The 26057-nt window shown below is 50.1% G+C and carries 24 protein-coding genes; 16 read left to right on the top strand and 8 right to left on the bottom strand.

Annotation, left to right across the window (positions count from 1 at the left end):
• The first annotated feature begins 11 nt into the window (after window positions 1-11).
• Together crtA and H6F51_06670 are read left to right on the top strand one after the other, a co-directional pair.
• A complete protein-coding gene (gene crtA / locus H6F51_06675; GenBank protein ID MBD1822178.1) occupies window positions 12-848 on the top strand; it encodes a cyanoexosortase A in 837 nt (278 codons plus the stop codon).
• On the top strand, window positions 845-1525 hold the full coding sequence (locus H6F51_06670) for a cyanoexosortase A system-associated protein (protein ID MBD1822177.1): 681 nt from the start codon (window positions 845-847) through the stop codon (window positions 1523-1525). The genes crtA and H6F51_06670 overlap by 4 nt, the downstream gene beginning before the upstream one ends.
• Before the next feature lie 36 nt (window positions 1526-1561).
• Here H6F51_06670 and H6F51_06665 read toward each other — a convergent pair whose 3' ends face one another.
• The 4 genes from H6F51_06665 to H6F51_06650 form a co-directional block, all read right to left on the bottom strand.
• Window positions 1562-2587 carry a PEP-CTERM sorting domain-containing protein gene (locus tag H6F51_06665; protein MBD1822176.1) on the bottom strand — a complete coding sequence of 342 codons (1026 nt, stop codon included), beginning with the start codon at window positions 2585-2587 and terminating at the stop codon, window positions 1562-1564.
• Window positions 2588-3115: 528 nt separating this feature from the next.
• Complete coding sequence (locus H6F51_06660; GenBank protein ID MBD1822175.1) at window positions 3116-4153, bottom strand: fatty acid desaturase; 1038 nt, start codon at window positions 4151-4153, stop codon at window positions 3116-3118.
• 182 nt (window positions 4154-4335) lie between these two features.
• Window positions 4336-4911 (bottom strand): hypothetical protein, encoded by a 576-nt coding sequence (locus H6F51_06655; GenBank protein ID MBD1822174.1) that lies wholly within the window; start codon window positions 4909-4911, stop codon window positions 4336-4338.
• Between the two features lie 55 nt (window positions 4912-4966).
• Window positions 4967-5560, bottom strand: a complete 594-nt coding sequence (locus H6F51_06650) for a dephospho-CoA kinase (GenBank protein MBD1822173.1) — start codon at window positions 5558-5560, stop codon at window positions 4967-4969.
• Window positions 5561-5631: 71 nt separating this feature from the next.
• On the opposite strand from H6F51_06650, the gene H6F51_06645 reads away from it, so the two are divergent.
• Window positions 5632-7275 carry a glycosyltransferase family 39 protein gene (locus tag H6F51_06645; protein MBD1822172.1) on the top strand — a complete coding sequence of 548 codons (1644 nt, stop codon included), beginning with the start codon at window positions 5632-5634 and terminating at the stop codon, window positions 7273-7275.
• On the opposite strand, the gene ald is transcribed toward H6F51_06645, so the two are convergent.
• On the bottom strand, window positions 7272-8363 hold the full coding sequence (gene ald / locus H6F51_06640) for an alanine dehydrogenase (protein MBD1822171.1): 1092 nt from the start codon (window positions 8361-8363) through the stop codon (window positions 7272-7274). The two genes, H6F51_06645 and ald, sit on opposite strands and share 4 nt — an antisense overlap.
• Before the next feature lie 155 nt (window positions 8364-8518).
• On the opposite strand from ald, the gene H6F51_06635 reads away from it, so the two are divergent.
• From H6F51_06635 to H6F51_06590, 10 genes are all read left to right on the top strand, one after another.
• Window positions 8519-8689 (top strand): hypothetical protein, encoded by a 171-nt coding sequence (locus H6F51_06635; GenBank protein MBD1822170.1) that lies wholly within the window; start codon window positions 8519-8521, stop codon window positions 8687-8689.
• 133 nt (window positions 8690-8822) lie between these two features.
• Window positions 8823-9131: a hypothetical protein gene (locus tag H6F51_06630; protein MBD1822169.1), complete on the top strand. Its 309-nt coding sequence runs from the start codon at window positions 8823-8825 to the stop codon at window positions 9129-9131.
• 3 nt (window positions 9132-9134) lie between these two features.
• Window positions 9135-9554 (top strand): heavy metal-responsive transcriptional regulator, encoded by a 420-nt coding sequence (locus tag H6F51_06625; protein MBD1822168.1) that lies wholly within the window; start codon window positions 9135-9137, stop codon window positions 9552-9554.
• An 83-nt stretch (window positions 9555-9637) separates the two neighbouring features.
• Window positions 9638-10267 carry a DUF3611 family protein gene (locus tag H6F51_06620; protein ID MBD1822167.1) on the top strand — a complete coding sequence of 210 codons (630 nt, stop codon included), beginning with the start codon at window positions 9638-9640 and terminating at the stop codon, window positions 10265-10267.
• 178 nt (window positions 10268-10445) lie between these two features.
• The gene (locus H6F51_06615) at window positions 10446-11618 is read left to right on the top strand and encodes a DegT/DnrJ/EryC1/StrS aminotransferase family protein (GenBank protein ID MBD1822166.1); all 1173 of its coding nucleotides are present in this window, start codon (window positions 10446-10448) and stop codon (window positions 11616-11618) included.
• A 3-nt stretch (window positions 11619-11621) separates the two neighbouring features.
• On the top strand, window positions 11622-12503 hold the full coding sequence (gene crtB, locus H6F51_06610; protein ID MBD1822165.1) for a cyanoexosortase B: 882 nt from the start codon (window positions 11622-11624) through the stop codon (window positions 12501-12503).
• Window positions 12503-13189, top strand: coding sequence for a cyanoexosortase B system-associated protein (locus tag H6F51_06605; protein MBD1822164.1), 687 nt, complete (start codon window positions 12503-12505; stop codon window positions 13187-13189). The genes crtB and H6F51_06605 overlap by 1 nt, the downstream gene beginning before the upstream one ends.
• A 150-nt stretch (window positions 13190-13339) precedes the next feature.
• The gene (locus H6F51_06600; protein MBD1822163.1) at window positions 13340-14527 is read left to right on the top strand and encodes a polysaccharide export protein; all 1188 of its coding nucleotides are present in this window, start codon (window positions 13340-13342) and stop codon (window positions 14525-14527) included.
• 40 nt (window positions 14528-14567) lie between these two features.
• Complete coding sequence (locus H6F51_06595; GenBank protein MBD1822162.1) at window positions 14568-16742, top strand: polysaccharide biosynthesis tyrosine autokinase; 2175 nt, start codon at window positions 14568-14570, stop codon at window positions 16740-16742.
• A gap of 132 nt (window positions 16743-16874) precedes the next feature.
• A complete protein-coding gene (locus H6F51_06590) occupies window positions 16875-18218 on the top strand; it encodes an FAD-dependent oxidoreductase (GenBank protein ID MBD1822161.1) in 1344 nt (447 codons plus the stop codon).
• A 95-nt stretch (window positions 18219-18313) separates the two neighbouring features.
• Here H6F51_06590 and H6F51_06585 read toward each other — a convergent pair whose 3' ends face one another.
• Window positions 18314-19321: a transcriptional regulator gene (locus tag H6F51_06585; GenBank protein MBD1822160.1), complete on the bottom strand. Its 1008-nt coding sequence runs from the start codon at window positions 19319-19321 to the stop codon at window positions 18314-18316.
• A gap of 177 nt (window positions 19322-19498) precedes the next feature.
• Between H6F51_06585 and H6F51_06580 the strand changes: the two genes are divergently transcribed.
• The 3 genes from H6F51_06580 (at window position 19499) to H6F51_06570 (ending at window position 24097) form a co-directional block, all read left to right on the top strand.
• Complete coding sequence (locus H6F51_06580; GenBank protein MBD1822159.1) at window positions 19499-21643, top strand: protein phosphatase 2C domain-containing protein; 2145 nt, start codon at window positions 19499-19501, stop codon at window positions 21641-21643.
• 45 nt (window positions 21644-21688) lie between these two features.
• Entirely contained in the window at window positions 21689-23317 is a 1629-nt protein-coding gene (locus H6F51_06575) for a CHAT domain-containing protein (protein MBD1822158.1), read from the top strand.
• Between the two features lie 240 nt (window positions 23318-23557).
• Window positions 23558-24097, top strand: coding sequence for a hypothetical protein (locus H6F51_06570; GenBank protein ID MBD1822157.1), 540 nt, complete (start codon window positions 23558-23560; stop codon window positions 24095-24097).
• Between the two features lie 84 nt (window positions 24098-24181).
• Here the strand turns inward: H6F51_06570 and H6F51_06565 are convergent, their stop codons facing one another.
• Together H6F51_06565 and H6F51_06560 are read right to left on the bottom strand one after the other, a co-directional pair.
• Entirely contained in the window at window positions 24182-24946 is a 765-nt protein-coding gene (locus tag H6F51_06565) for a hypothetical protein (protein ID MBD1822156.1), read from the bottom strand.
• A gap of 511 nt (window positions 24947-25457) precedes the next feature.
• Window positions 25458-25850 carry a Mo-dependent nitrogenase C-terminal domain-containing protein gene (locus H6F51_06560; protein MBD1822155.1) on the bottom strand — a complete coding sequence of 131 codons (393 nt, stop codon included), beginning with the start codon at window positions 25848-25850 and terminating at the stop codon, window positions 25458-25460.
• Window positions 25851-26057: the final 207 nt, after the last annotated feature.

Below are 26057 nucleotides of genomic sequence, written 5' to 3'. Positions count from 1 at the left end.
AGTCGTACCCCATGAAAGGGTTTTTCAACACCCGTTACTTACTGCTAGCGATCGCAGTCGCCCTGACGACCATCCATTTCCAACTGATCTGGAGAACCGGTCATCAGGGGCAATTTTTGGAAGCTTCGATCGTCTGTTGGGCAGCCGCTTGGTTTATGATTTGGCGCAGACGGCAGGAACTCAACTTCAAGAGCACTCCCATCGCTAGCGCGATCGGGCTTGCCTGCATTGCCTGGATATTACTTAGAAGCCTCACTGTCAATGAGTACGACTCATTTATGCGGTTTCTGCCGCTAATGTCTGGAATCAGCGTCGCGCTACTTGCTTCTGGCTTCACGCTCAATTGTTATTGGCGCGAACTCTTGACTCTGGGCTTAATGGCTATCCCCACGACCACCATTCTGTCGCAGTTCGATATCTCTTCGCTCACCGCAGAATTTAGCGGTAGTTTGCTCTGGTATGCAGGCTTTCGCGTCATTCAAGAAGGAGTGTTGCTGCATTTACCGACCGGGAGCGTTGAAGTTTATCCCGGCTGCTCTGGACTTCAGTTGATTTGGCAACACTTATCGCTCGGTATTCTGTTTGTGCTGGTGTTTCCGATCGGCTGGATGCGATCGCTGATTGTGTCGATCGCGGCTGTGCTGATCGCTTTTGTGGTTAACAGCATTCGAGTTGCGCTGATGGCAGTCTTAGTCGCGCAAAACAATCGAGACGCATTCGACTACTGGCATCTTGGAACCGGATCGCTGATTTTTTCATTGATTTCTGTTTCGCTGTTTGGCTTACTGTGCTACGTGCTGTTAGAGCAAGTCGATCGGGCAGAAGAAGAAGAGGAGGTGCAAGCTTGAACTGGGTGAAAACTCGTAATTTTTGGTTAAGCGCAGCGCTCGTAAGCAGCGGTTTGGTGTTGCTCAAGTTGGTGCTCACCCCTGCACAAAAACCGCTGCCACCGAGCTACACATTTCCCACTTCTATTCCTCTGTCTCGCTGGCAATTCGTGCAAGCTAGCCCGCTCGGGCAACAAAAGCTCTACACGCCTTCTCTCGCGACCAGCGTGGATGATTTGACCGTTTCAGGACGGCATTACCTCTATCTCCGCAACGGTCAGCCGATCAATATCGAAATGCGCTATCTTCGCAACTACTCCTCAGTCTCGGATATTGTTAAAGACAGTACGGTTGAGATGGAGCGCATTCCGCTTACGCCCACTCAATCCAGCGTTGGGACGCACGCAGTTTATCAGAGATCGAAGCAATTTTTCATCACGGGCTGCATTCCAGCAACGCGAGAAACAACCATCACAAATGGCCAGCTCCGCAACGCCCAGAATCGTTTCGATGTGCTAGCTCGCCGGGCGCTGCCTTGGTTTCTAGGACAGGTTCCGCTGCGAGATTTGCGCTGCCTTTGGGTGAGAATGTCAACGCCCATAAACTCCACTTCAACGACGAGTTCTGAACCAGAACTCGAACAAGCTTGGGTTGAATGGGTGCAATGGTGGCAAAACAACTATCCGCCTGAATCTTAAGCAACTGGCGCGGCGCAATGCGCCGCGCCAGTATTCCTACTTACGCTTGCGTTTTCTGCGTCGCTCCATCAATGCTGCCATTGAGATCGCGCTTCCTGATCCCAAAATCGTCAGCGGTTCTGGGATAGGCTTACAATTTCCGCCTGAGCAGCCTGATGGAGTGTCTGGGTTAGACCCACCTCGATCGGAACCAAAAACAAGGGGAAGCAGCAAGAGCGGTGTTGCCCAGAGCGGGCTGACTCCTCCCGAAGAAGGAGCAGGCGGTAACTCAGCAACCACGGATGGCGGTGGCTCTGGCTGCGGCGTGATCTGATCGCTGCCAATTCCGCAGGTTGTATTCTTCATCTGCACCACAAAGTCATCAAAATCCCGGTCTTCCTGCTGGCGGTTTCGCACCAGCCTTGAGCCAGTATCGTCCCAGCCGATCGTGATTCCACTCGTACACAAATCATTCACTCCCCCAGCAAATTGCACCTGCTGCTCGCGATTAGGATTCAGGACATTGTTTGAGTAAACTACGCCAGTCGGACGACCTTTGTAAGTAGATTCTAGATACAGCACGTATCGCTGGTTTGCTCTAAATTTGTACTGCGCCACGGGCTTCGGAACTGCATTGCCAGGCGTGCCCTTGAAGTCGGTAGCCGTTCCAAGGTGGCTGCGGAAAGAGGAAGGCTTGAAGATTGTTTCAGACCCGTCAGAGGGCTGGGTTTCAGTTAGCAACGGCGTTTTCTCTTTTGTGTCCAGGTTAATTACGCCGAAGGTGGATTGATACGCCCCGTGAGATTCGACAAAGTTAGACTCGAGGGTTGTGTCTTGTTCAAATTGAATGCCTGAATTGTTGATGAAAGTAGCAGCATAAGCCGGGAGCGCAATATTACCGACAAGCCAGCTACTGGTAATGCCGATGCTTAATCGAGCTAAAGACGATCGCCGCGCTGAAACACGGCGTTGCGAGGAATGATTTCGCACGATCATAAACTGGGGCAGCTTCGCGTTTGTAGGCGCTGCCGGGGTGGAATGCGGCTCAGGAAAATTCTGGGAACCATGCGGATCAGTTGTCATACGAGGAGACCTTTCAGTAGAACGGAGAGAAATTGGTCGATGCCCCCGTAACCTTGTCACTTCGCAGAATCGTCATTGCTGTAGAACAGCTCAGTATTTCTAACAGAATCCTGTGGAATTCTCTAGCACTATCTGCATTATTTTACACAAGCTTAAATATTAAACCTGAATATTCACGGAACCTGATATTTTTCACTATTAAGATTTCAATATTATGAATTTTGTAATTCTCAATAGAATTTCTGTTTTCTTTAAAGCATCCAAATAATAAGGGGAGCTTTTTGGCTCCCCGACTTGACATATTTAGCTTCCGTATAGGCTGTTAACTTATGCTCATAGAATACAATTTGCCGCCGCGCGATCGTGCCTCCCGTGGGGTTGAATGTTTCCTCTATCCCTCGATCGAACTGCCGGCATCCTGCGGTGGATATTAGTGCGGCTTATAGAACTGGCTGTTAACAAAAAGCCTGTTAACAAAAAACTCCGATCGTTTGATCGGAGTTCTGCATTTAATTCTCTTCCTGACTGCTACTTTTTGTAGGAGCGGAACGATTGGTAAGCGTACTCTGGGTGGTACAGATGACAGCGATCGGTGATCTCTTTCATCAAACCCCAGGAGAACTTGTACTGCCTTAGCTGAGTCCCCCAAATTTGGGTCAAGCTATGATGAGCCAGCCGCAGATTGTAGGACGGAATCGCTGTACAAAGGTGATGCGGAATGTGGACATTGATATCGTGGCAGAGGAATTCAATCCACTTGGGATAGTCACAATGCACGGTGCCGAACAATTGCGCTTGGGCGGCATCCCATTCTTCTGGCTCTTTGAATTGAATGTCCGGTAGGGTGTGGTGAACCAGCGTAAAGGTACTCATCCAGAAGTGATAAACCAACCAGGGCATCAGCCAGAACTTAACAAAACCCCACGCACCAACCGTTAGAAACAAAGCAGGAAAAGCGATCGCCGCAAACGCAACGACAACCGCGATCGACAATTTCACTTTGCCGTGATCTTTCGGCTTGTAGTTCGCTAGGTTAAAGTGAACGATCGCCCAGTGCAGAACCGATGCTAACCACCAGAGCCGTCCGCGAGTCGTTTTGTAAGCGATTCTTGTAATCGGGTCGAGACTGTCATACACTTCCGGTCGCCACGGTTGCCACGCATTATCCACATCCATTTTGTTGGTGTGATTGTGGTGTTGGTTGTGTGAAATCCGCCAGCAATGGAACGGGTAGATCAACGGAGCCATAAAAATGTGACCAATGAGATCGTTTACCCATTTACGGTTGGCAAACGATCGATGTCCACAGTCATGCGCGATTACAAAAAAGCCAGTGAGTGCCGTTCCGGTAAAAATCCAGGCAAACGGCAGGAGAAACCAGGGAGAAGCCTGAATACTCCAGTAGCCTAAGCCCACCATCAAAACATTGACGATTAAGGTTGTCCAGGCTTTTTGCATATTTTTTTGAAAGCACTCACGCGGTAGCGTCTTGATAATGTCTTTCAATCGAAGTTTTGTTTCGGGACTCGTCAGAGTCGAATAATCGGGCGTGAGCGATGCTGTCATGAACGATCTTTCTCTCCGGAAAGGACTGTAAAAAACACAATCGTTGAGACAAATGCTCGATCAAACATTTGCCGCACGAAAATCAGGCTCCAAGCGACGGCAACCCGATTTCAGATTATTAAAGTATTGTGTTTTCTTATTAAGAAACCTTAATTGTTATACCACGTTTCCTGATCCTGACTTCAGGATTCGTCTTTTCCTTCTGAGGGCAAGCGTCGCCCCCGTCGCTTTCGTGCTTCCATTGCTCGCTCTAGAACGGTCAGTAGTCCTGGTGCTTCTTCCTGTAGCGCTAGTAACAAGCGTTCGCCTTCTTCAAGATCGCCAGGATCTTCGCCGGTTTCCATCACTGCCTTCAAGCGCGGTAAAGCGAGTTCATCCACTAACTCTACGAGGCTATGTAAGCATCGGTTGAACTGGCGCTCGGTCAAAGTAGAATCTTCTAGCGGAAACTCGATGATTGCACGAATCTCGCCGTCTGAGGGATCGTATTCCCACTGCAACATCTTGGTTTCCCAAGAAATTGCCAGCATTGTTTGTAGAATTGCCGCTTTATGCGGATGGTCTTTGACTCCTGACAACACCCGTGGTGCGAACATCTCGAAGAATTCGCCTTCTTCATCGAGTTGGATCACAATCAAAAAATCTTCTAAATTCTCACCGTACACTCCGGTCAGAATCCGGCTGCCTTCCTCGTCAATGCGATATTTCCACGCTTTAAGGTCGAGATAACCTGCAATTTGTTGTAAGGTGGCTGCCATAAGAAATTTTTCCGATTCAGTCTTGAACAGTCTAGCGGTCGATGATGGTCGGTTGTCAACTTGTTGGCGATAAAGCCCGATCGACCTGGCGCATTAGGGCTTCAGGCGTTGTGGAATTATCAAGAATGACGTTTGCCCGATCTCGCTTTTGCTTGATCGGCATTTGGCTTTGAATTCGCGCTTGGGCTTGCTCTAGGCTCAACTTTTCACGCTGCATCAGTCGTTGAATTTGCTGCGACTCCGAGCAACAAATCACCCAAATCTCACTCACTAAATCGGTCATATTGGCTTCAAACAGGAGCGGAATCACAAGCACGATCGTTGGGTGAGTTTGAGCAAGACGATCGCACTCGGCTTCAAGCATTTGCCTCACATACGGATGGATCTGCTGCTCTAGCCAAATGCGTTCAGTGGGATTAGAGAAGACGATCGTGCCTAGTTTTGCTCGATCGAGCGTACCATCGATTCGGAGGAGATGAGCGCCATAGCGATCAATGATTTGAGCCAGAATCGGCGATCCCGGTGCGACTGCATCCCGCGCAATCAAATCTGCATCTAGAATCGGTAAACGATGTGCAGCAGCGAGATAATTTGAAACTGTGGTTTTACCCATCCCGATTCCGCCCGTAATTCCGATCCTGCGGGTCAATCCCATGCAAGGTGTCCTCAAATTTCTTGATCTAGTGTAAAGTTCGGGCTGAAGTCTCGATCGAGGTTCTCTTGGCTCATTGGCTTGGCTTAATCACGGCGCTACTAATTGGTGCGGTTCTGCGGTTTTGGAATCTTGACGCAAAACCGCTCTGGATGGATGAGGTGATTACCGCAATCTTTAGCATGGGGCGGAATTATCTTGAAGTGCCAGTAGAGCAGTTTTTTACCGTTGCGGTGTTAGATCAGTTTTTTCAACTGAATCCTACAACCTGCGCGAACATTGCTCAAACAGTTTCGGTACAGTCGGTTCATCCGCCGCTATTTTTTTGCTGGCTGCATCAATGGCTGCAATGGGTTCCGGGCGATTGGGTATGGCGAGCGCGATCACTAAGTGCAGTTGCGGGAGTTGCTGCGATCGCGCTCTCATATGGGCTGAATCGAGTGGCGTTTTCTCCAAGCGCGGGAACGATCGCGGCTCTGGTCATGGCGGTATCACCGTTTGCGATCTATCTCTCTCAAGAAGCGCGTCACTATACCATTCCGATATTGTTTGTAATCGTGGCACTCACTGGATTGATTCGGATTCAACAAGATTTGCTTCAACAGAAGCACTCTTCTAAAATCTGGATGGGTTGGAGCGTTGTAAATGGTGTTGGCTTTTACGTCCATTATTTTTTAGTATTAGCGATCGTCGCTCAGTTTTTCGCGCTGTTGGTGCTGCAAATTCGATTGAAATCGAGGCAACCCTTAACGTTCTGGTGGCAGACTTGGGGTGCGATCGTCCTTGCAGGCTTGGGAATGGTTGCAATCTGCTTTCCCTGGCTCCCAACTTTTATCAGTCATATCAGTCGTCCTGAAACAGATTGGCTAGAAACCTCTACTGCTGCATGGTGGAGCTTTCTAGTTCCGCTATATCAGTTTGTTGCAGGTTGGCTTGTCATGGTGGTAGCGTTTCCGGTGGAGCATCAGCCAGTTTGGATGATTGTGCTATGCGCGACCGCAATGCTGTTGTTGGCAGGCTGGATTGTTTGGTGCATTGTAAAAGGACTAAAGCTCCTGTGGAACGATCCACAAACGCATTGGCAAACATTAGTGCTTGCAAGTTTTGTCATTGCCGTCATTCTTGAATTTGTGGCGATCGTCTACATTCTTGGCAAAGACATTACTCAAGTGCCCCGATACAATTTCATCTACTATCCAGCAGTTTGTGCATTGATCGGAGCAAGCTTTTGGAAGTTGCAGCCTTCTAAGTATGAAAAACCATTGCTGCTGTATTTTATCGGTGGTTTAAGCTGCGTTTTCGTGGTGTCTAACTTAGTGTTTCTCAAGCCGTTTACGCCCGATCGTGTTGCTAACAATATCTTGTCTAAGGACTGTAGTGCTATCGTTATGAGCTACAACGATTTTCAAGACATTGCTTTAGGATTAGGCTTTGCTTTAGCAATTCAAACTAAAGAAAAACAACAGCCGCAACTGTGTCAGCCCTCAAGATTTGCGCTAATTTCTCGATCGCAAGGCTACGACACCTTCTGGCGAAAATTAGCAACGCTAAGGCTTGAAGCTCCTCCGATTCAGAAGTTTTGGGCGATCGCACCTGGTTTAAGAATGCGTGATTTTCCGACTCAAGTGACGGTTCAGGAGCGGGGGTGCGATCGTAATCCAAACCAGCAATACCGCATTGGCATTCCTTATGTTGGCTACGATTGTCGCTAGACTCGCGCTAAATCTGGAAACACTTCTTGTATGGCTGGATGGAGCAAATGATGATTCTGCACGTTTAAGCCTTTCGCTAACGCAGAATCATGATCGAGCGCTGTCATTCCATTGTTCGCTAGCTTAATCACATAAGGCAATGTACTGTTATTCAGTGCCTGAGTTGCACTCCAGGGAACAGCTCCGGGCATATTCGGCACTCCATAATGCACTACGCCTTCCTCAACATAAGTTGGCTCTGTATGCGAAGTTGGATGCAATGTTTCAATACATCCCCCTTGATCTACAGCAACATCCACGATTACTGAACCCGATCGCATCTGACCGACCAATTCCCGCGATACCAAAGTCGGAGCTTTTCGTCCTGGAATGAGCACAGACCCGATCAGTAGATCCGCCTGTGGTACAAGTTCTTCAACGTGGCTCGAATTGCTATAAAGTAGCTCTGCTCGTGAACCGAAGATGGTTTCAAGATAAGACAATCGATCAACATTCACGTCCAAAATTGTCACCTGTGCGCCCATTCCGATCGCCATTCTTGCCGCTTCGGTTCCAACAATTCCCCCACCCAGAATCACCACTCGTCCCGGTTTCACTCCCGGAACCCCGCCGAGTAACACACCGCGCCCGCCCTGTTGCCGCTCTAAATATCGCGCTCCAAATTGCACCGATAGTCGCCCCGCGATAATGCTCATCGGCGTTAACAACGGCAAGCGTCTATCTGGAAGTTCAACCGTTTCGTAAGCGATCGCACTTACACCAGAATCAAGCAAATGTTCGGTTAAGCGGCGATTGGCAGCTAAATGCAAATACGTAAACAGAATTTTGCCTTTCTGAAGGTAATGATATTCGGAAACTAACGGCTCTTTCACCTTGATCACAAGCTCTCGATCCCAAGCCTCCTGGGTATGCGTCGCGATCGTCGCGCCTGCCTGTGTATAATCTGCGTCGCTAAATCCCGATCCGATTCCCGCATGCGACTCTACAAACACCGAGTGCCCTTGTTCAACTAGCACCCGGACACTGCTTGGACTTAATCCCACGCGAAACTCTTGATCCTTCGTTTCCTTCGGCACACCAATTTCCATGATCAACCTCGATCGACAAGCTATCTATAGCTTAATCGGCAATCTCCATGTGAATCGTAGTCCAATGCAGGACGAGTTTAGAATAAGATGAAGAACTGTTTAGATCCGCTTTCTAAACGGGTTTGCACTCCACGTTAAGCAGAGGCTTTTTGATCATGACTCAAATTCAACCCACCACAACTCCTAAGCTAGAGAATCCAAAGTTCGGCTTCAATGATTACGCAGAACGCTTGAACGGACGTGCAGCAATGATTGGATTTGTCGCGACGCTGATTGTAGAATACGTCACCGGACAAGGGCTGTTGACCTGGTTAGGTCTGATTTAGAAATTTTGGAGTTTTGCTGAAATCTCAGCCAAAATTCAGCCTATTAAGAATAGATTCAGAGCAAGACTGAGAGACTCTACGGTCTCTCAGTCGATCGTTTTAAAATAAGATAAAGCGCAACCCGGAAAACGCTATGAACGCTCTATGGTTCCACGTTCTAAGAACGATTTATCGTAAAGAACCCATTTCTGCCTTTATTCTCACCGCAGGCATGATGAACGTTGCGATCGGCGGCATTGACCACAGCACTTCGCTCGCCGTGTTCGGATTCAGCACCGTAACGATCGCGCTCATTCTCCGCTGGTGGTCGCTGTCTCGACGACCTGAACACATTCGAGTCACCCCCTCTGCTCGATCCGGACAAGTCCCCGTTCGCGCTCTACCTGAAACCTCATCCGCGCGATCACTCCCCCCTTTATCGATGCCTAAAAAGCCACGCTAAACAATGAATTCTGTTCTGAAAATCGGTGAAGCTGCTGCAAAAAGCGGTCTACCTGTAAAAACAATTCGCTACTACGACGATATCGGACTGCTCACACCGACTGTCGAGCGATCGCAGTCCGGCTACCGCTTATTTATGCCTCAAGTGATTGAGCGTCTTGCTTTTATCAAAAGAGCGCAGTCTCTAGGATTGAGCTTGATTGAGGTGAAAGAAATTTTGGCGGTACACGATCAGGGAATTTTGCCCTGCGAAAAAGTCAAAGAACAAATCGAAGACAAAGTGGCTCAAATCACCGCGCAAATCGAACAACTCCATACGCTCCGGGCTGAACTGCAAAGCGTTCTTTCTCAATGGCAAGAGCAGCCCGCACCAGAACTAATCCACACCAAAATTTGCCCCAACCTTGAAGCAGATATGAATTAATTGATAGATCGTTCTAGAGAGAGTCGTTAAGCCTACTCCTCTTGCCTAGCGTGTGAACTAGAAGCAAGTCAAAGGAGCGCAAAATGCACCCCACCACACAACCCCCTACGATCGAGGACAATGATCATAAGTTAAGGCAGATTGGTAAAGTCCTACGCTTAATTGGATGGCTCGGCGTGATCACGCAGCTTGGATTGGCGATCGTCGCCGCAGTTCTGCTGCTATTTGCGATCGCAGGACGAAGTTTTAATCAAGCCGCAGCGAATTTTATCGCTCCGGGCGCACCCGTTGATAACTTCGGCAGCGTCACGACACCAGGACTCGGAATCGGCATCTTCTGGGCAGTCTGCGGCATTGCCACGTTACTATTCACGGCTTTTCTGGCGTTTCGGCACACTTTATTTGCGCGGCGACTTCGCCATCCGAGCACAGAGCGCCATCCCAAAAAAAGCGACGTGATGCAAGTGCTACGACTTGGCATCATCGCTGGATTTCTCGGCATGGCGTTCACCATCTTAGGCAGCGGCACAACTTTAGGAGTCCTGCTGTCGAAAGCAATTTCCCAACCCCAAGGAGTCGCCATCTATGACCCCGCCCGGATTATTCGTCCACTAGATGTCTTTGTGGCGATGTCAAACATCATCGGAGTTACGGCGCACTTTCTGGGCACGATCGCCTCAGTTGCAACCGTCAATTGGCTGCATCGCCAGTAGCAAGCTTTACCTTTTCTTCAGATCTCGTCTGCATCGAAGTGGTTTTCCTTGGGTACTCTGAACCAGACAGAACTCGAAATTTGGCGCTCAATAAGATCTGTCACTCTTATAAAGCGCAACGACTTTTAGATTCCCTGGGGTTTCTACTCGGCTTGCTCATCCATCTGGCAGCTTTAGTATGCAGAGCATCTCTCCTACCATTCCATTCGTCGATCTCACGCTTCAACACCAACCGATCCAGTCTCAAATCGAACAAGCCATTCATACAGTGCTTGAGCGAGGAGACTACATTGTGGGACAAGCGGTAAAAGAATTTGAGCAGGCGTTTGCAAAAGCTTGCCGAGTCGCGCATGGGATTGGAGTTGCCTGTGGCACCGATGCGATCGCGTTGGGACTGCAAGCCTGTGGCATCCGACAGGGCGATGAGGTGCTTCTGCCTGCGAATACCTTTGTCGCGACGCTGATCGGAGTGTTGCGCTGTGGGGCGACACCCGTTCTGGTCGATTGCGATCCAAGAACGGCGCTGATCGATTTAGCTGCGGCAGAGCGAGCCGTTACACCTCGGACTAGAGCGATCGTTCCTGTTCACCTTTATGGGCAGATGGTCTCCCCCAGTCGGTTAAGAGATTTAGCCGATACCTACGAATTAGTGATTTTTGAAGATGCGGCACAGGCACATTTGGCAGAATGCGAGGGGGTTCGAGCTGGATCGATCGGGCTTGCGGCTGCCTTTAGCTTTTATCCCAGCAAGAATTTAGGCGCATTGGGCGACGGCGGCATGGTCGTCACAAAAGACGAAGCGATCGCGACAAAGGTACGATCGCTGAGAAACTATGGCGCTCCCCGCAAGTATTTTCATACAGACTTTGGCACGAACAGCCGTTTAGACTCGATTCAAGCTGCGGTTTTGAACGTAAAGCTGCCTTATCTCCAGCATTGGAACCGCGATCGATTTCAGATTGCGGAACAATATAACGCGCTGCTCTATCCCCTGCATTCACGCGGACTGGTTCCGATCCAAAACCAGAGCGGTAAAGGTCATGTATATCACCTCTATGTCCTGCGCGTGTTGCAGTCGGAAGCGGGATTGATCGATCGCACGGCTCTACAAGAGCGCCTTGAGCTTCGAGGCGTTCAGGCTGGAATTCACTATCCCTTGCCCTGTCATTTGCAGCCTGCATTCAAACACTTGGGCTATCGAGAAGGAGATTTCCCGGTTTCTGAAAGGTTATGTCAAGAAATCCTTTCGCTACCGATGTATCCCGGCCTAACCGAAGCGCAAGTGATCCAAGTCGTCGGCACGATCGAAGAGAGCCTCGCGGCTCCCAATGTTGTTCAGATTTCAGCTTAAGCTATGCAAATTCGGCGCTTGTCATTTCTCGATCGCTACTGGAGCGATATTGTCCTGTTGGGATTAATTGCGGCGTTATATGCTCCGTTGCTGGTTCATTGGTATGACGGCTGGATCAGAAAATCAATCAGCACCGAACACGAATACTTCAGTCATGGTGTAATCGGCCTGCCGTTTGCCGCCAATATTGCTTGGTATAACCGCAAGCGCTGGATACGGCTTGCGGATGAAGTGGGATCAGCTAGGCTTGTCGGTCTTGGATTATTGCTGGTCGCAGGATTGTTTTATCTCAGTGGGCTGCCTGAGCCGGTTAATTTGTCGTTTCCAATTCTGCTAACTGGCGTTTGCCTCTGGCTCAAAGGAGTGTCTGGCTTAAGATTGCAGGCTTTCGCCCTCCTGCTTGTTTTTCTCGCAACGCCGAACGAGATTCCTTACCTACTTGCCCCCTACACAATGCCGCTTCAGAGCTTTATCGCAGGGACAGCAGGATTTATCTTGAATCAGTTCGGTATGGCTGTGCGAGTAGAAAATATTTATCTGTTCGTAAACAATCGTCTCGTCGAAGTTGCACCTTATTGTGCCGGATTAAAGATGCTGTTCACTAGCTTATATGTGGGGCTGATGCTGCTGTATTGGACAAACAATCTTCGATCGCGTTCTTTCTGTATTACTTTCATGATTGGAACTGTTCTCATCAGCGTCACCGCTAACATTATCCGCAATACATTGCTGACGTTCTTCCACGGCACAGGACAAGAATCAGCGTTTCATTTCCTGCATGACGGTTGGGGTGGAGATGTCTACTCTGCGGCAATGCTGGGCTTACTAATAGTGCTGTCAAACCAGATGGAAAAGTTTTTCGCACCATCCAGCCCCGAATCCTGATGCTGTCTTCTTTGTCTAAATCGCTCCGGCTCAATCTGCCAAAAGTTGTTTTGCTGCTGATGTTGAGCGGATTTGTTGGTGTAGGCGCATTACCTGGATATCTCTCAAATGGGCAATGGCGCTGGACAGCCCCACCCCCGGTTGCCGTACTCGACAACTTGAAAGCGCTGAAAAAAGTCGGCATCGAGTTTCCAGGCTGGCAAACGATCGCCAAACAAGCGACCGAAATCGGTGAACACAAGTGGATGCGCCAGGAAATTCAGGACGCAACCCAAACGATCGCAACCGTTCTATTTCTGCCACAGACGAAATCGATCGCGCAGCCGCAAGTCGAATGGACAGATCTCGACGGCTTCCAACGCTGGAAAACCGATTCCCATCGCCCAATCCAAACCCATTCGATCACCGTTGAATTTCTGCGGGCGTGGACACCGAGACAAACCTATGCCGTCATGCGTTGGTATGCCTGGGAAGACGGTGGACACCCAGCTCCGATTCAGTGGTTTATCCGCGATCGTCTCGCCCAATGGCAGAACCAGAGAGCGGCTTGGGTGGCAGTCAGCGTGATATTACCGATCGAGCCGCTCGAAGACATCGAACCCCATCGCAGCAAGCTCGAATCGCTGGTACAAACCGTACAATCCACCTTGACGAATCAGATTTTGCGCTCAAACCGATCAATTTAGGCAGCAATTTAGGCAGACTGAAGCGGAAAACTCGGATGTCAGAGGGGTGCATCTCACTACAATGAGCACGATCGCAACACGAATGGCTGTCCCATGCCTCTAGTTCAATTCCACCTCCCGAATGCACGCGGCTGGATCACTTCGCTACTGATGACGGGTGTATACTCTGTTACTCCTGCTCTGTCAATTTGGCTGAGCGCCCGAAGCGCGGTTGCGTCTGATCTCGCTGTGCCTGTTCAACCCTCTGCTCCTTTGCCGACACGCCCATCCCCGCTTGAAATCATTGAGCAGGCGCGGCAAAAACTTCGAGAATCGGCAATGCCCTCTGTTCCGAACGTACAAGCTCCGAATGCACAAGCGCCAGTCGTTCCGCCTGTCAAAACGTTTAGTCTTTACCGTTTGGGGGCGGGCGATACCGTTTCTGTGCAGGTGCAGCGATTTACCGACCTGAATTTTCAAGCGACGATCGACCAAGAGGGCAATATTACCGCCCCATTGCTCGGTAAAGTGCCGCTGCAAGGGTTGACGATCGCTCAAGCTCAAGAACGCATCCGGGAAGGGGTGAATCGTTTTGTGATTAATCCGGTTGTCTTTGTGGCACTCACCAATCAACGCCCCGTTCTCGTCACCGTAACAGGCGAGATTGCGCGTCCGGGTCTTTATACGCTTACCCTACCGCGTGCGTCCGCCGCTTTATTACTTGCAGGCGGCGCGACTGGACAGGCAGATTTACGATCGGTACAGGTCAAACGGCTTTTATCCGATGGATCGGTTCTCGAAGAGAAGCTAGATTTAGTCACTCCTTTACAAGACGGAGCGGCGCTACCGGATTTGAAGCTACAGGACGGCGATGTTGTGGTCATCCCCAAGCTTGCAGAACAGGATCAGACCTACGATCGCACCCTGATGGCACGATCAACGTTAGCCAAACCGCAAATCAACATCCGGCTATTGAGCTACGCGAACAATGGTCTCGGAACGCTAACGCTGCCCAACGGCAGCACTTTTCTAGATGCCCTCACTGCCGCAAGACCGGGGCCGGACACCGCAAATCTACGTCGAGTAGCGCTGATTCGGTTTGATCCGGTTCAGAAAAAAGCAGTGACTCGCGAGATTGATGCTCGCAGCATTCTGAGCGGCAATATGGCTCAAAACGTTGCCCTCGAAGATAATGACGTGATTGTTCTCGGGCGCAACCTCGTTGGCAGAATCACTTATGCGCTCAATACCTTTACCCAGCCGTTCCGCGACGTTTTAGGCTTCTTGCTCTTTTTCCGGGAGCTGAGAAACGGTGCCGATACGCTGTTTGGCCCAACTGGGGTCAACGGGGATCGATAACTTTTGAATCGATAACTTCTAGTGTTAACAGGACTTTGTTATGGTTCCACCGATCGTCAAACGGTATTTACTTGCCGTAAATCGCTATAAATGGGTGATTCCTGCCAGTGTGGTTGCGGGTCTAAGTGCGGGCGGAATCGTTGCCGTTCAGCCCGATCCGCCGATCGATTTCTTGGGCGAGGCTCGACTCGTGGCAAACGCACCGCCTATTACTTTTTCGACGATCGGCTCCCAGGTGCGTCAACCCGTCGAAACCTTTACAAAAGACACTTTATTAACGCCAGCAGTGATCGAAGGAGTCGCGAAAGAGGTCGGCATCAAGCCCGATCGGTTGGAAAAAGCAGCGACGATTCAGATCAAAGGGGGTGGTGATCCAAAAGATCCAAATGCGGCAAAAGCAGAAATTCAGCTCACCTACAAAGATGGGGACCAAAAGCGGGTCGGCGACGTGATGGCGCTGCTCGCTAGTCGATTGATTGAGCAGAGCCGATTGAACAATTCAGCTCGACTCAGAGCAATTATCAGCGCGATCGAACAGCGATTGCCCAGTGTCCGGCAAGATCTAGCAAAAGCTGAGAGCATCTTGATGCGATACGATCGCACCGAAGGGCCGCAACTCTTTGCCGCTCAAGATGGCAACATCATTAAGTCGATCGCCAGCAGCCAGCAACAACAGCAACAACTGAGACTCCAGCTAGACGGCATTAACGCCCAAATTAACAGCATTCAGCGAAAATTAGGACTTGATCCAAACCAAGCTTATGTATCTTCCGCACTGAGCGCTGATCCGATCATTGCAAGTTTACGCGCTCAGCTTCAGCAAATCGAGTCGCAAATGACGGTCTTACTCAAAGATTTGCGCCCTGAGCATCCTCAAGTAGTCACGCTCCAAAAACAACAGCAAGCCTACGAAGAAGAAATCCGCAAGCGAGCCGCAGAAGTGGTTGGCGGTAATGGTCAGGTCACTCCGTTTGTCGCCAACGTGCGCCAAGATAGCAATCTTGATCCAGCCAGACAGCAACTGGCAAATACGCTGGTCAATCTCAAAACTCAGCAGGAATCGCTACAGCAGCAGGTTGCATCGAGTCTGCGATCGGAGCAAGCGCTGCGACAACAGTTTTCCACCATTCCCAACAAGCAGCTAGAGCGCACCAGGCTGGAAGATCAAGTCAAACGCCAAAAGAGTCTCTATGACCAGATGCAGCAGAAGCTAGTTGATGCGAAAGCAGCCGAGGTCGAAATCGTCAGTAGCTTGGGTGTGGCGCAAGCGCCGTCTGTCGCTCCTGCAAGTGTAAAAGCACCGAAAAGCATTCCGATTACGCTGGCAGTCGGTGCGATCGTTGGGTTAGTTGCGGGAGCAGGGGTGATCTTCTTGCTCGATATGCTTGAGGGCACAGTCTACACGGATGAAGATTTGCGCGAGGTAATTCGGCAGCGCGATGTGGCAATTTTAGGCATTCTGCCGCAAGTCAAATCTTTTATTCCGGGACAGTCTCCAATTTTAGTGAAGCCCAATTCGCCTTATGCAGAATATTACGAGCGGTTCCGCAGCAATCTTCGACTAACTGAAACCAAAGATCTGCGCGTCATCATGACCATCAGCACGATCGAGAATGAAGGAAAGACAGTCACGGCGTATAACTTAGCGATCGCTTCGGCACGGGCAGGAAAGCGGACATTGCTCGTTGAAGCGGATTTGCGATCGCCTTCTGCGGCTCACCAAGTGAATCTCACGCCTGATCCCGATAGCCAGCTAGAGCCGCTGCGGTATTTTGGCGACATCAGCGATTGTATTCGCCTCGCTCCCGATGTCGAAAACCTGTATGTTGTGACCAGTCCGGGGCCGCAAGCGTCTGCCGCATCGTTATTAGAATCCAGCGAACTCCGTCGTTTACTCGAAGATGCAAGGGGGCGATTTGACCTGGTAATTTTAGATTCGCCACCCTTGAGCCAATGTAATGATGCGCTTTTGCTAGAGCCATTGACCGATGGCATGGTGTTGGTGACTCGTCCCGGTGTGACGCAACAAAGCTTACTCGAAGAAGCGATCGACCAACTGACTGAAACCGCGAATTTACGCTTACTTGGTGCAGTGGTGAATGGCGTTGAGGTGCAATTACCTCGTGCCGTGGAGGACGCTTTGATGAATGATGCCAAAGAGTGGCTGTTTACTTCATCTGCGCCGGAAACAGTGGTAATGAGCGATCGCAATTGAAATCATGTGCAGCATTTCAAATGGGAATGAGAAGATAATCAGCGCGATCGTAAGGGTTCTTTGAGAAACCGGAGCATATACAAACCTGCATACGTTAGGCTGAATAAGCTGAATATCTATCAATCTAAAGAAATGGCAGAGCAGGTCTACGATGTCGTGGTGATTGGCGGTGGGGTTACAGGAACCGCTTTACTTTATTCGCTTGCAAAATTTACCGATCTAAAGCGCATCGCTCTGGTCGAGAAGTATTCGCAAATTGCAACTGTGAATTCCAAATCTAGCAATAACAGCCAGACAATTCACTGCGGCGACATCGAGACGAATTACAGCCTGGAAAAAGCACTGAAGGTGCGGCGATCGGCAGATATGATCGTGCGCTATTCGACTGCACTACCTCCAGCCATTCGCGATCAAGTCATCTACCGCTATCCCAAGATGGTTCTAGGCGTGGGAGCCGAAGAAAGTCAAATTTTGCGGCAACGGTACGAGGAATTTAAGCCGCACTTTGGGGGAATGCAGCTTTTAGAAAAGGCGCAAATTGCTGAGGTTGAACCGAACGTTGTTAAGCTCAACCAACACGATCGACCCGAAGAACTGGTAGCGCTTGCAGTGCTTGATGACTATACTGCCGTGAACTATGGTGCTTTGGCTCAGTCCCTGGTGGAGCAAGCACAAGAAGTGGCAGATAAGACAGTGGATTTGATGTTAGGCAGTCCGGTCAAGTCGATCGAACCGGTCGGACAGAACTACCGCATTACGATCGCAGACACCTCCATTACGGCGCGATTTGTTGTAGTCTCGGCCGGAGGACATAGCCTGCTCTTTGCTCACCGTATGGGAATTGGGCTGGAATATTCTTGCTTGCCGGTTGCGGGGAATTTCTACTTTACACCCCAAGTCCTCAACGGCAAGGTTTACACTGTGCAGAATGATAAACTTCCGTTCGCAGCAATTCATGGCGATCCGGATGTGACTGTGCCTGGAAAGACTCGGTTTGGGCCAACGGCGCTACCACTGCCCTTGTTAGAGCGCTACAACCTGAAGACGTTTGTGGATTATCTGGAAGTGTTGCGCTTCGATCAGCGTGTCAGCGCTGTTCTTTGGGATTTGTTTAAGGTGCGGGACATTCGCAACTACATTTTGAAGAACTTTGCATTTGAAGTGCCGATCGTCAGTCGTCGCCTGTTTCTAAAAGATGCACAGAAGATTGTGCCATCTTTGCAGCTAGAGGATTTAGAGTTTGCTCATGGAGTGGGTGGAATTCGTCCTCAGCTAATTGACAAAACTCAGGGCAAGCTCATTTTGGGGCAGGCAGAGATTGATCCAGGCAATGGCCTCCGGTTTAACGTGACACCTTCACCCGGCGCTACAACCTGCTTGGGTAATGCAGAACAGGACTTATTACGAATTCAGCAGCATCTAGATTGTGAGGTCGATCGCACTTGGTTCAATGCAAACATCGCAATTCTGAATTAGTTGTGAAGTGGGGAGTGGGGTGTCGTTCTGTTTAACCCCCTACTCCTTGCCAACGCAAAATAAAGAAGCGCAATTTTTTTGCTAACAGCGTGCGATTAATACGTTCTAGAAAATAGCAAATGCGGTCTCGTCTGAAAATTAGTCATACTCACCCAGGCTAATCCCTCACTGGTTCCCACCCACAACTTATTCCCAGTATCAGGCGCAAGCGACAACACACGATTTGAAGGCAAATTCGGTACTTCACCGACGATCGCGCCATTGTAGGGATTCACGCGCAGCAATCCGCGATTGGTTCCCACCCAAATGCTGCCCACGGCATCGAATCCCGCAGACAGAATCTCACGCCCCCGCAGCGATGTGATTGATCGCTCCCGTCGCCGATTTGCCGGATCAATTTTCACCAAACCGCTCGTTGTGCCCGCCCAGAGGGAGCCATGTCGATCGAGTGCTAAAGCCTGAACCGCTCCTTCCTCCAAGTTGGTCGTATGAAGAATCTTGGCGGTTGCTGTATCGACCTGCACCAAGCTATCGAGCGTTCCCACCCAAAGCTGCCCCTGCGGATCGAGGCTGAGCGCGTTGGCACTCACACCTGGTAAGTTCTTCAGCGTCGTCATCAGCAGCCCTTCATGCGGGCTGACCAGCGCCAATCCCGAATCAGTCCCGACCCAAAGAAAGCCTCGCTGATCGACAAGCAAAGCTAACACCCGATTCGATGGCAAAAAGAGATTGAGCGCAGTCACTTGATTCGTTTTTGGATCGATGCGCCAAAGTCCCTCACTGGTGCCGACCCAAATTCGACCCACCCGATCTTGAGCCAGCGCCCCGATCGTCAGATTCGGCAATGGCACTCGTGCAAGCACTCTTCCGGTATTAGGATCAATTTTTGCAACGCTGCGTGAAGTTGCCACCCAGAGATTGCCTTGAAAATCGCGCTGAAGTCCTGCCACTCGAAAATCGGGCTGATTCTCCTGCGGTAAAGATGGCGCAACCGGAGGCGGCGCGATCGGCGCAAATGGGGGTACAGCGGTCGCACTTGGTGCGGCAATGGTCAAACCCAGCAACAGCGAAGCAAATCCGAATCGGCGGTGCACGAAAGACATAGCCCATCTCAGTAAAATCTGGTTTATTGTGCCTCCAAATCGGACGATCGCAACGCGAGGAAACCCGGAATTCCACTCGAATCACCGTCGTCTTATCCGCTACGATCGACAAAAATTGTTAGAGTGAGAAATACTTCACGCCATCAGAACCGGGCAACTCGTAGAGACATTCTTTCAATGCAAACTGATTCGATCGTGCAATGCCCCAACTGTTTTTGTCAGGCGCTCAATTCTGAAAGCCAGCCGTTTTGCCACAACTGTCACACCCGAATTCCAAAGCGTTACCTGTGGGCACTCGGATCAACTGCTTCACCTGGGGAATTGATCGACGATCGCTTTTTGATTAAGTCCGGTCAAATCGCATTAGACACAAAACCAGGGCTGCCGACGAGCGCGATCGAAGTCCCCCCACCGCTCGAACCTTATTTGCATCTGATGACCGAACGCCCTGCAATTCCACAGCCCTATGCCGTGGTTGGCGAGATCGTCTTTCTAGAATTGGCGCCGCTCTATCCCAGTGGGGCGCGTTCTGAACAGGGAGAAGATTTATCCGGGCAATTGATGCCGCGATTAGAGCAAGTGTGGAATGCAAGTCGCGGATTTCGTCAGCTTCACTTTTTGCGGCAACTGGCACAACTTTGGCGCAGTTTGAGTGTAGAAAAAGCTGCCTCTACGCTGCTGAATTCTGATCTTATCTTTGCAGATGGGGATACCGTTAGAGTCTTAGAGCTAGAGCTAGATCGAGGCACGGTCCCACTTGCAGAACTGGGAAAATTTTGGTCAAGTTGGCAAGTCCAGCCTGCGATCGCAGAATTCTTGAATCAAGTCTGTCAGAATTTAATTCAAGGACAGATTACCAACGCAGAAGGCTTGATCGAGGTGCTAGATGCTGCGATCGCGTCTCAAAGTACCCAACAAACTCGACAGATTCAACTCGCCACGCTCAGCGATCAGGGCCCAAGTCGTTCAAGTAACGAAGATGCCTGTTATCCAGTGAGCGGAACTAGCGGTGCGAATCATTCCCTCCTGATTGTCTGCGATGGCGTGGGTGGGCATGAAGGGGGAGAAGTTGCCTCAAACCTGGCAATTCAAACGATCGTGCAGCACACGCAAACGCTAACCCAGAATCTGGAGTGGGGACTCGAAGAAGCAGTGCTGAGAGCCAATGACGCGATCGCCGCAAAGAACGATGCAGAACGGCGACAAGAGCGTCAACGTATGGGAACTACAGTCGTTATGGGACTGGTACGATCGCACGAACTGTATCTGACGCACGTTGGCGATAGCCGCGCTTATCGTATTACTCGACGCGGCTGTTATCAGGTCACGCTTGATGATGATGTTGCCTCCCGCCAAGCTCGATCGGGCTACACCTTATACCGGGAAGCGGTACAACGCTCCTCGGCGGGCTCACTCGTACAAGCTCTGGGCATGGGAAGTTCAAACACTTTGCATCCCTCTACTCAACGATTTATTCTCGATGAAGACTGCGTTTTCCTATTGTGTTCGGATGGCTTGAGCGATAACGATCTCGTCGAAGAATACTGGCAAAGCGAAATTGTTCCAATGCTTGACGGTAAAACCGATCTTGCTACCGTTGCCCGCAGATTAGTGGAAATCGCCAACACGCAGAACGGTCACGATAACGTCACCGTCGGTTTAATTCATTGTCAAATCCGTGAAACGGGGCAATCCTCCACCGTGCAACTCAGTGAGCTACCAGAACGGACAAAACCAACTCAAATGTTTGCGCCTTCCACCTCGCCGCCCGGACTGCGAACCGAACTGCAACCGCGCCGATCGTCCTGGCTCAAAACGTTGCTGATGCTTCTGGGATTATTCAGCGTAGCAGGCGCGATCGCGGCACTATTTGTCCCAGAACTCATTCCCACCCTGAGCAATCGTCGTCCCACCGTTGTAGAATCGCCGCTCGTTCCGCCTGTACCCGATCCTCCCCTCGCTCTGGACACAGGCGCACTCATTCGTCTCGATCGCCCTGCAAGCGACGCAGGACTTCCACTCTTGAGAACATCTGGGTCGCCGGTTGATCCTGCTCGCGAACTCGTCGGACAAATCCCACCGGGAACCGTTTTACAAGTCCTGGGACGACAGCAGAACACGACAGATCGATCGACTTGGATACGCCTAAAAGTTTGCACCCCAAATCCAGATGCTAAACTGCCAAATGCCGTTAAAGCCGGAGACATCGGTTTGCAGAAAGAAAGCGCGATCGCGCCCTTCTCCATCGCTGATTCCAACCAACTCGGAGTCTGTACTGCTTCAACAGAACTGCCAAAACCGAACGTTCCTTCCACCCCATAGAATATTAATATTGAAGTTCTGGAGTTAACCAGCTTTTGCCAATTCATGTCACCGTCTGAACTTCCCTGTTTAAGTCTTGCGATCGAGCGATTACGCGCTTCCCAAGCCCAGCACTTCGCAATCCATGTGATTGAAGCTCCTTATCGGGGAGGATATTTGCTGCGAGATTGTCTATGGACAGACGAGTTGATGCACCACTGGCGATCGTGGCAGGAAATGTTTTCCTCGCGTGGAGTTCCGGACGTGCCGCACGTCTCGCAGGTCAGCACACCGCCAATCCGAGCCGCAGAGCTGCCGATCGGTCAACCGGTTCCGCGCAGCGCCCGCTTAATGCAAGATCTGGGAATTAATCTGTGGCAATGGCTGTTTGATGGCGTGATTCAGAGCAGTCTAAATCGCAGCCAGGGAATCGCTCAGGGCAAAGGAAAAGCGCTCCGGGTACGATTAGATGTACGCGATCCCGATCTGATCTCGCTGCCTTGGGAGATCATGCAAAGCGATGCGGGAAAGCAGGCAATCTCGCTCAGTCAGCAGCTTTTATTTAGTCGCACCACCACCGATGTCGATGCACTCCCGGAACTGCGATCGGAAACCAGCCTGAATGTACTCTTGGTTCTAGGACAAAATGCCGCGCCCGACTTGCCTAACGTTGGATTTGAAGGCAGACAGCGCGACGAGTTGAAGCGACTGAAGTTAGAGCAAGAAGCAACCGCGCTCTCGAGAATTCTACGAGAGCGACCGGGAATGGGTCGGCTTGCGGCTCCTTGTTTCGTCGATACGCTGCTGCAACCGACTTCAGCAGACCTGATCGATCGGCTGGAGAACGGTCATTATAATGTCCTGTTTTATGCGGGTCACGGCGTTCCTGCGCCCGATGGTGGCTTGCTATTTCTGCGCCCCAATCAGCCGATGAATGGGACAGAACTAGCACAGGTGCTCACTCGCTGTCAGGTCAAACTAGCCGTGTTTAATGCGTGTTGGGGAGCGCAACCAGAGGAACAACATCACCAGACGATTCCGAGAAGTAGCTTAGCGGAGGTGTTGCTGCATCACGGAGTGCCCGCAGTGTTAGCGATGCGAGATTCGATTACCGATCAAGAAGCGCTGAGTTTTATCGCAGCCTTTGCTCAAGCGTTGAGCGATCGAATGCCGATCGATCAATCCGTTGCCGTTGCGCGTCAACATTTGCTGACTTTGTTTCGATTCAATCACCAGGCCTGGACATTGCCTGTGTTGTATATGCACCCGGAATTCAACGGGGAATTGATTAAACCGATCGAAGAAGGATTAACGCAAATTCCCCACACACCGAGCCAGCTAGGGGGGCAGCATCCGATCGCATCGCTGCGATCGCTGGAAAACGCCAAGATTTGGACGATTCGCGGTGGCTTGATGCGCGTGGGCATGAGCACCGAGAATGATTTGGTCTTAGCGAACGAACCCGGTGTTTCGCGCAAACACGCGGAAATTTTTTCCCGCAGCGCTGATTCGATGCAGCCGACCTATTTTCTGCGGGATTTTTCACGCTATGGCACCTGGATTTCGACGGTGAACGGGTGGCAGAAAGTCCATAATTACGAGGTGCCCTTATATTCAGGGGCGCAGATTAAGTTTGGTGGCTCTCAGAACTCTGTTTTAGAGTTCTTGGTCTCGCCTGCGGATGGAAGAAACTAAAATCTGCCCTTAGAATTACGGAGGTCGATCGTAAAGGTTTGGAGATTTTAAGTAATTTAGCGTAAATTGATAGGTCAGTTACGGAACTGGTAACACTGGGCTTGAAGCTATAGCCATCAAACACACCAACCCTTAGTTCAATTACAGATGCGGATTATTGTCATGGCACACGAAGCAAGTCCTTCTAACTCTCATGAACTTCAGCAAGCATTCGTCGATGCCTTACTTGATTCGGAAGCAGTGACGGTGCGGTGGAATCAGCCGGACAATGCTGACACTGTAGAAGTTGAGGTCGCGGAAGTTCCCGATAGCGCGATCGCTTATCCTTGGAATCCGGCTGATCCGGAGGCAGAATCGTTTTTCAACAGCTTAGAGCAGAAATTCTCACTCGATGCGCTCTCTGATGCTGAAGTTGCCGATCGTGCCGATGCCTTTTTCTCTCATTTAGATTCGCTGTTCGCGGCTCCCACGCTTGAAACCTCTCTGGCGCAAAAATTTGCAACCGTGCCACAATCGATTTTGAACACGATCGCTCAGCAAGCGCAGAAACTAGCGAATTCCTCCGCAACTCTGGCAGATCAGTTGGTTCAGTGTGTACAAGAAGCGCTGCCGCAGTGGGCAGAAGAAGACTTACAAGTGTTAGCGCGTCCCTTGGCTTACTCGATGCGCGGTGAAGAACAAGCGGTAAAGGCGACCGATTGGGCGAGGCTGTCGGAAACGGAGCAGGCGAAATTGACGCTGGCGATCGCTCGGTATGCACTGAACGAAGCTCAAGATTAATTCTGCGAAAAGATCTTAAGAACTCTGGATTCTGTTACAATCCAGAGTTTTCGCATTTACCGGTCTGATTTCTGCAGCTTTGTTCTACAGCAGATTGAAGCGCTGGAGTTGGGATTCGATCGTTTTCGGTAATAGCTTCCGCAATTGTGTTTTGTCTTTGAACACCAATCGATTCTGGCTCGGTAGATCAAATGGAAACTGCCCTGGCATATCGGAGCGTTCCATCTGCACCAGTAGAACTTGCTCCGATCGCTTACTTTGCAGCGCGTAGCCCGTTTCGACACACACTTTAGGGCTGGGAATCAGGAGCGGAGGCGTATCGGAAATTTGAGCGATCGAAGTGCCATCACCGATAAATAAAAGACATTGACGAATCGATCGCATCAGGGAGCTATTCAATCGAATGGCTCCTTCGCTGAGGCGGTGGGATTCTCGTAGGGTGATGGGGAGGCGCGATCGACGATTCAAGCTATCAATGACGGATTCGAGTTCATCCCGGAGTAGATCGCCGGATTCCGTAAACTCGGTCTGATAGGAAAAGAAGATTTCAGGCTCTAGATTTGCCATCACTTCTTGTTTTGAGAAGTAGATTTCGTGGCTGGAGAGATCAATATTAGAAATTGCGTAGCCGCCGCTTCCTTCGATGTAAAACTCAACCGTTTCGCCTTGGAGATACCGTTGAAACCAGGTCGATTTCTTCACCTCAGCGCTATCCTCAAGAAAGTCAGCCCTTAAGCCCGATTTCAGCAGACTATTTTTGCTTAGTCTTAAATCATGGGGACGTTTCTCTAGCTCCCGAATGGGTTCATACTGCTCCAAATACCACGCCTTCAGCGCAATGATCGCCATGCTGCAATCTGCCTTCTATTTAAAACTACAACAGCACCCAGCTACTACTCTCCGAGTGACTTCCTCAAGTAAATCCATTTTAGATAGAGTTGAACAAATTGGACACTAAATTAATATTTAAGCGCCAGTTTGTTTAGAAACTCCCCAAAGTGCCAGAAGAGGAAATATCAGATTTCGAGCTTGGTGCTGTTGCCGTTGAGCGAGACAGATGTAGAGTTAAACAGCGTCTTGACCTCTTGAATTTAACTAGATTTGGCTGTTTGATCTGCCAGGGAAGCTGTTAGTTGCTTCAATTTCAAAGATACCATTTTGTCCCCAACAGACAAGCGATAGAGATGAAAGTTTACGCCTATGCAAGCGCTTGATTGCAGTTAGTTTTCTAGATGTAAATTGAAGGGTTTAGAAATATAAATTGCAACCTATGGCTTGCGGAGTTTATCGCACGAAAAAAGCGGTCTGAACCCGCAATCGTTTCAAAACCGCTACTGTGCAAAATTAGGTTGATTTATGTTTAGCAATATTGACTGATATCTTCGCCGCATTCATCCGCTAAATAGCACAATGCCCGGAAGCGGAGGGCAATAACCTCTTCATAAAGCGGATTGAGTTTGCACATGGGAGGAATGTGCAGGAGTGTGCGGCCGAATAGCTTAACATCGCGCTCGAATGGGCACTGAGCGGGAATATGATCTGCTAGAAAATGAGCAAATTTGGGATTATGAACCTGAATGCTGTCTAGCTTACGACGCAGTGGAGCGAGGGGAGCAAAAGGCTTAGGTGACGAATGAGAGACAGGGGGTGCAGAGGTGACAGGGGCGAATGGGTGAGAGACCCAGCCGGAGATGGCAATGCTGCTGTGACGATCGCGCTCTTGCGCGGAGCCACCGAGTTTCTGAAAGCTCATGCTGAAACGTTCCTCGAACTGGTGAGATGTGTAGAGAGTCGTCCGTGAAATGTCTACAACGATCGATGAAGCAAATACGGGCGATGAAGTGAAATTCTGGAGAGACGATTCCAGAGTTTGTTATGTATCCAATCTGCTTTACTTATCTTAACAAAGCTCACGAAATTACGTCCATCTTTTAAGACTTTCTCGTAATTTAGTTAAGCT

This window comes from Cyanobacteria bacterium FACHB-DQ100, from assembly GCA_014695195.1.
Classification (GTDB): domain Bacteria; phylum Cyanobacteriota; class Cyanobacteriia; order Leptolyngbyales; family Leptolyngbyaceae; genus Leptolyngbya.
Note: the sequence above shows the minus strand (reverse complement) of the source record. Positions and strands in the feature narration are given on the sequence as shown.

What these genes read in the sequence shown, in the direction of transcription:
- H6F51_06625 (MBD1822168.1), top strand. Translation starts at nt 9,135, where the DNA reads ATGAATTCTGTTCTGAAAATCGGTGAAGCTGCTGCAAAAAGCGGTCTA.
- H6F51_06660 (MBD1822175.1), bottom strand. Translation starts at nt 4,153, where the DNA reads ATGACAGCATCGCTCACGCCCGATTATTCGACTCTGACGAGTCCCGAA.
- H6F51_06665 (MBD1822176.1), bottom strand. Translation starts at nt 2,587, where the DNA reads ATGACAACTGATCCGCATGGTTCCCAGAATTTTCCTGAGCCGCATTCC.
- crtA (MBD1822178.1), top strand. Translation starts at nt 12, where the DNA reads ATGAAAGGGTTTTTCAACACCCGTTACTTACTGCTAGCGATCGCAGTC.
- H6F51_06600 (MBD1822163.1), top strand. Translation starts at nt 13,340, where the DNA reads ATGACGGGTGTATACTCTGTTACTCCTGCTCTGTCAATTTGGCTGAGC.
- H6F51_06575 (MBD1822158.1), top strand. Translation starts at nt 21,689, where the DNA reads ATGTCACCGTCTGAACTTCCCTGTTTAAGTCTTGCGATCGAGCGATTA.
- H6F51_06560 (MBD1822155.1), bottom strand. Translation starts at nt 25,850, where the DNA reads ATGAGCTTTCAGAAACTCGGTGGCTCCGCGCAAGAGCGCGATCGTCAC.
- H6F51_06630 (MBD1822169.1), top strand. Translation starts at nt 8,823, where the DNA reads ATGAACGCTCTATGGTTCCACGTTCTAAGAACGATTTATCGTAAAGAA.
- H6F51_06605 (MBD1822164.1), top strand. Translation starts at nt 12,503, where the DNA reads ATGCTGTCTTCTTTGTCTAAATCGCTCCGGCTCAATCTGCCAAAAGTT.
- H6F51_06590 (MBD1822161.1), top strand. Translation starts at nt 16,875, where the DNA reads ATGGCAGAGCAGGTCTACGATGTCGTGGTGATTGGCGGTGGGGTTACA.
- crtB (MBD1822165.1), top strand. Translation starts at nt 11,622, where the DNA reads ATGCAAATTCGGCGCTTGTCATTTCTCGATCGCTACTGGAGCGATATT.
- H6F51_06580 (MBD1822159.1), top strand. Translation starts at nt 19,499, where the DNA reads ATGCAAACTGATTCGATCGTGCAATGCCCCAACTGTTTTTGTCAGGCG.
- ald (MBD1822171.1), bottom strand. Translation starts at nt 8,363, where the DNA reads ATGGAAATTGGTGTGCCGAAGGAAACGAAGGATCAAGAGTTTCGCGTG.
- H6F51_06565 (MBD1822156.1), bottom strand. Translation starts at nt 24,946, where the DNA reads ATGGCGATCATTGCGCTGAAGGCGTGGTATTTGGAGCAGTATGAACCC.
- H6F51_06655 (MBD1822174.1), bottom strand. Translation starts at nt 4,911, where the DNA reads ATGGCAGCCACCTTACAACAAATTGCAGGTTATCTCGACCTTAAAGCG.
- H6F51_06620 (MBD1822167.1), top strand. Translation starts at nt 9,638, where the DNA reads ATGCACCCCACCACACAACCCCCTACGATCGAGGACAATGATCATAAG.
- H6F51_06615 (MBD1822166.1), top strand. Translation starts at nt 10,446, where the DNA reads ATGCAGAGCATCTCTCCTACCATTCCATTCGTCGATCTCACGCTTCAA.
- H6F51_06585 (MBD1822160.1), bottom strand. Translation starts at nt 19,321, where the DNA reads ATGTCTTTCGTGCACCGCCGATTCGGATTTGCTTCGCTGTTGCTGGGT.
- H6F51_06595 (MBD1822162.1), top strand. Translation starts at nt 14,568, where the DNA reads ATGGTTCCACCGATCGTCAAACGGTATTTACTTGCCGTAAATCGCTAT.
- H6F51_06635 (MBD1822170.1), top strand. Translation starts at nt 8,519, where the DNA reads ATGACTCAAATTCAACCCACCACAACTCCTAAGCTAGAGAATCCAAAG.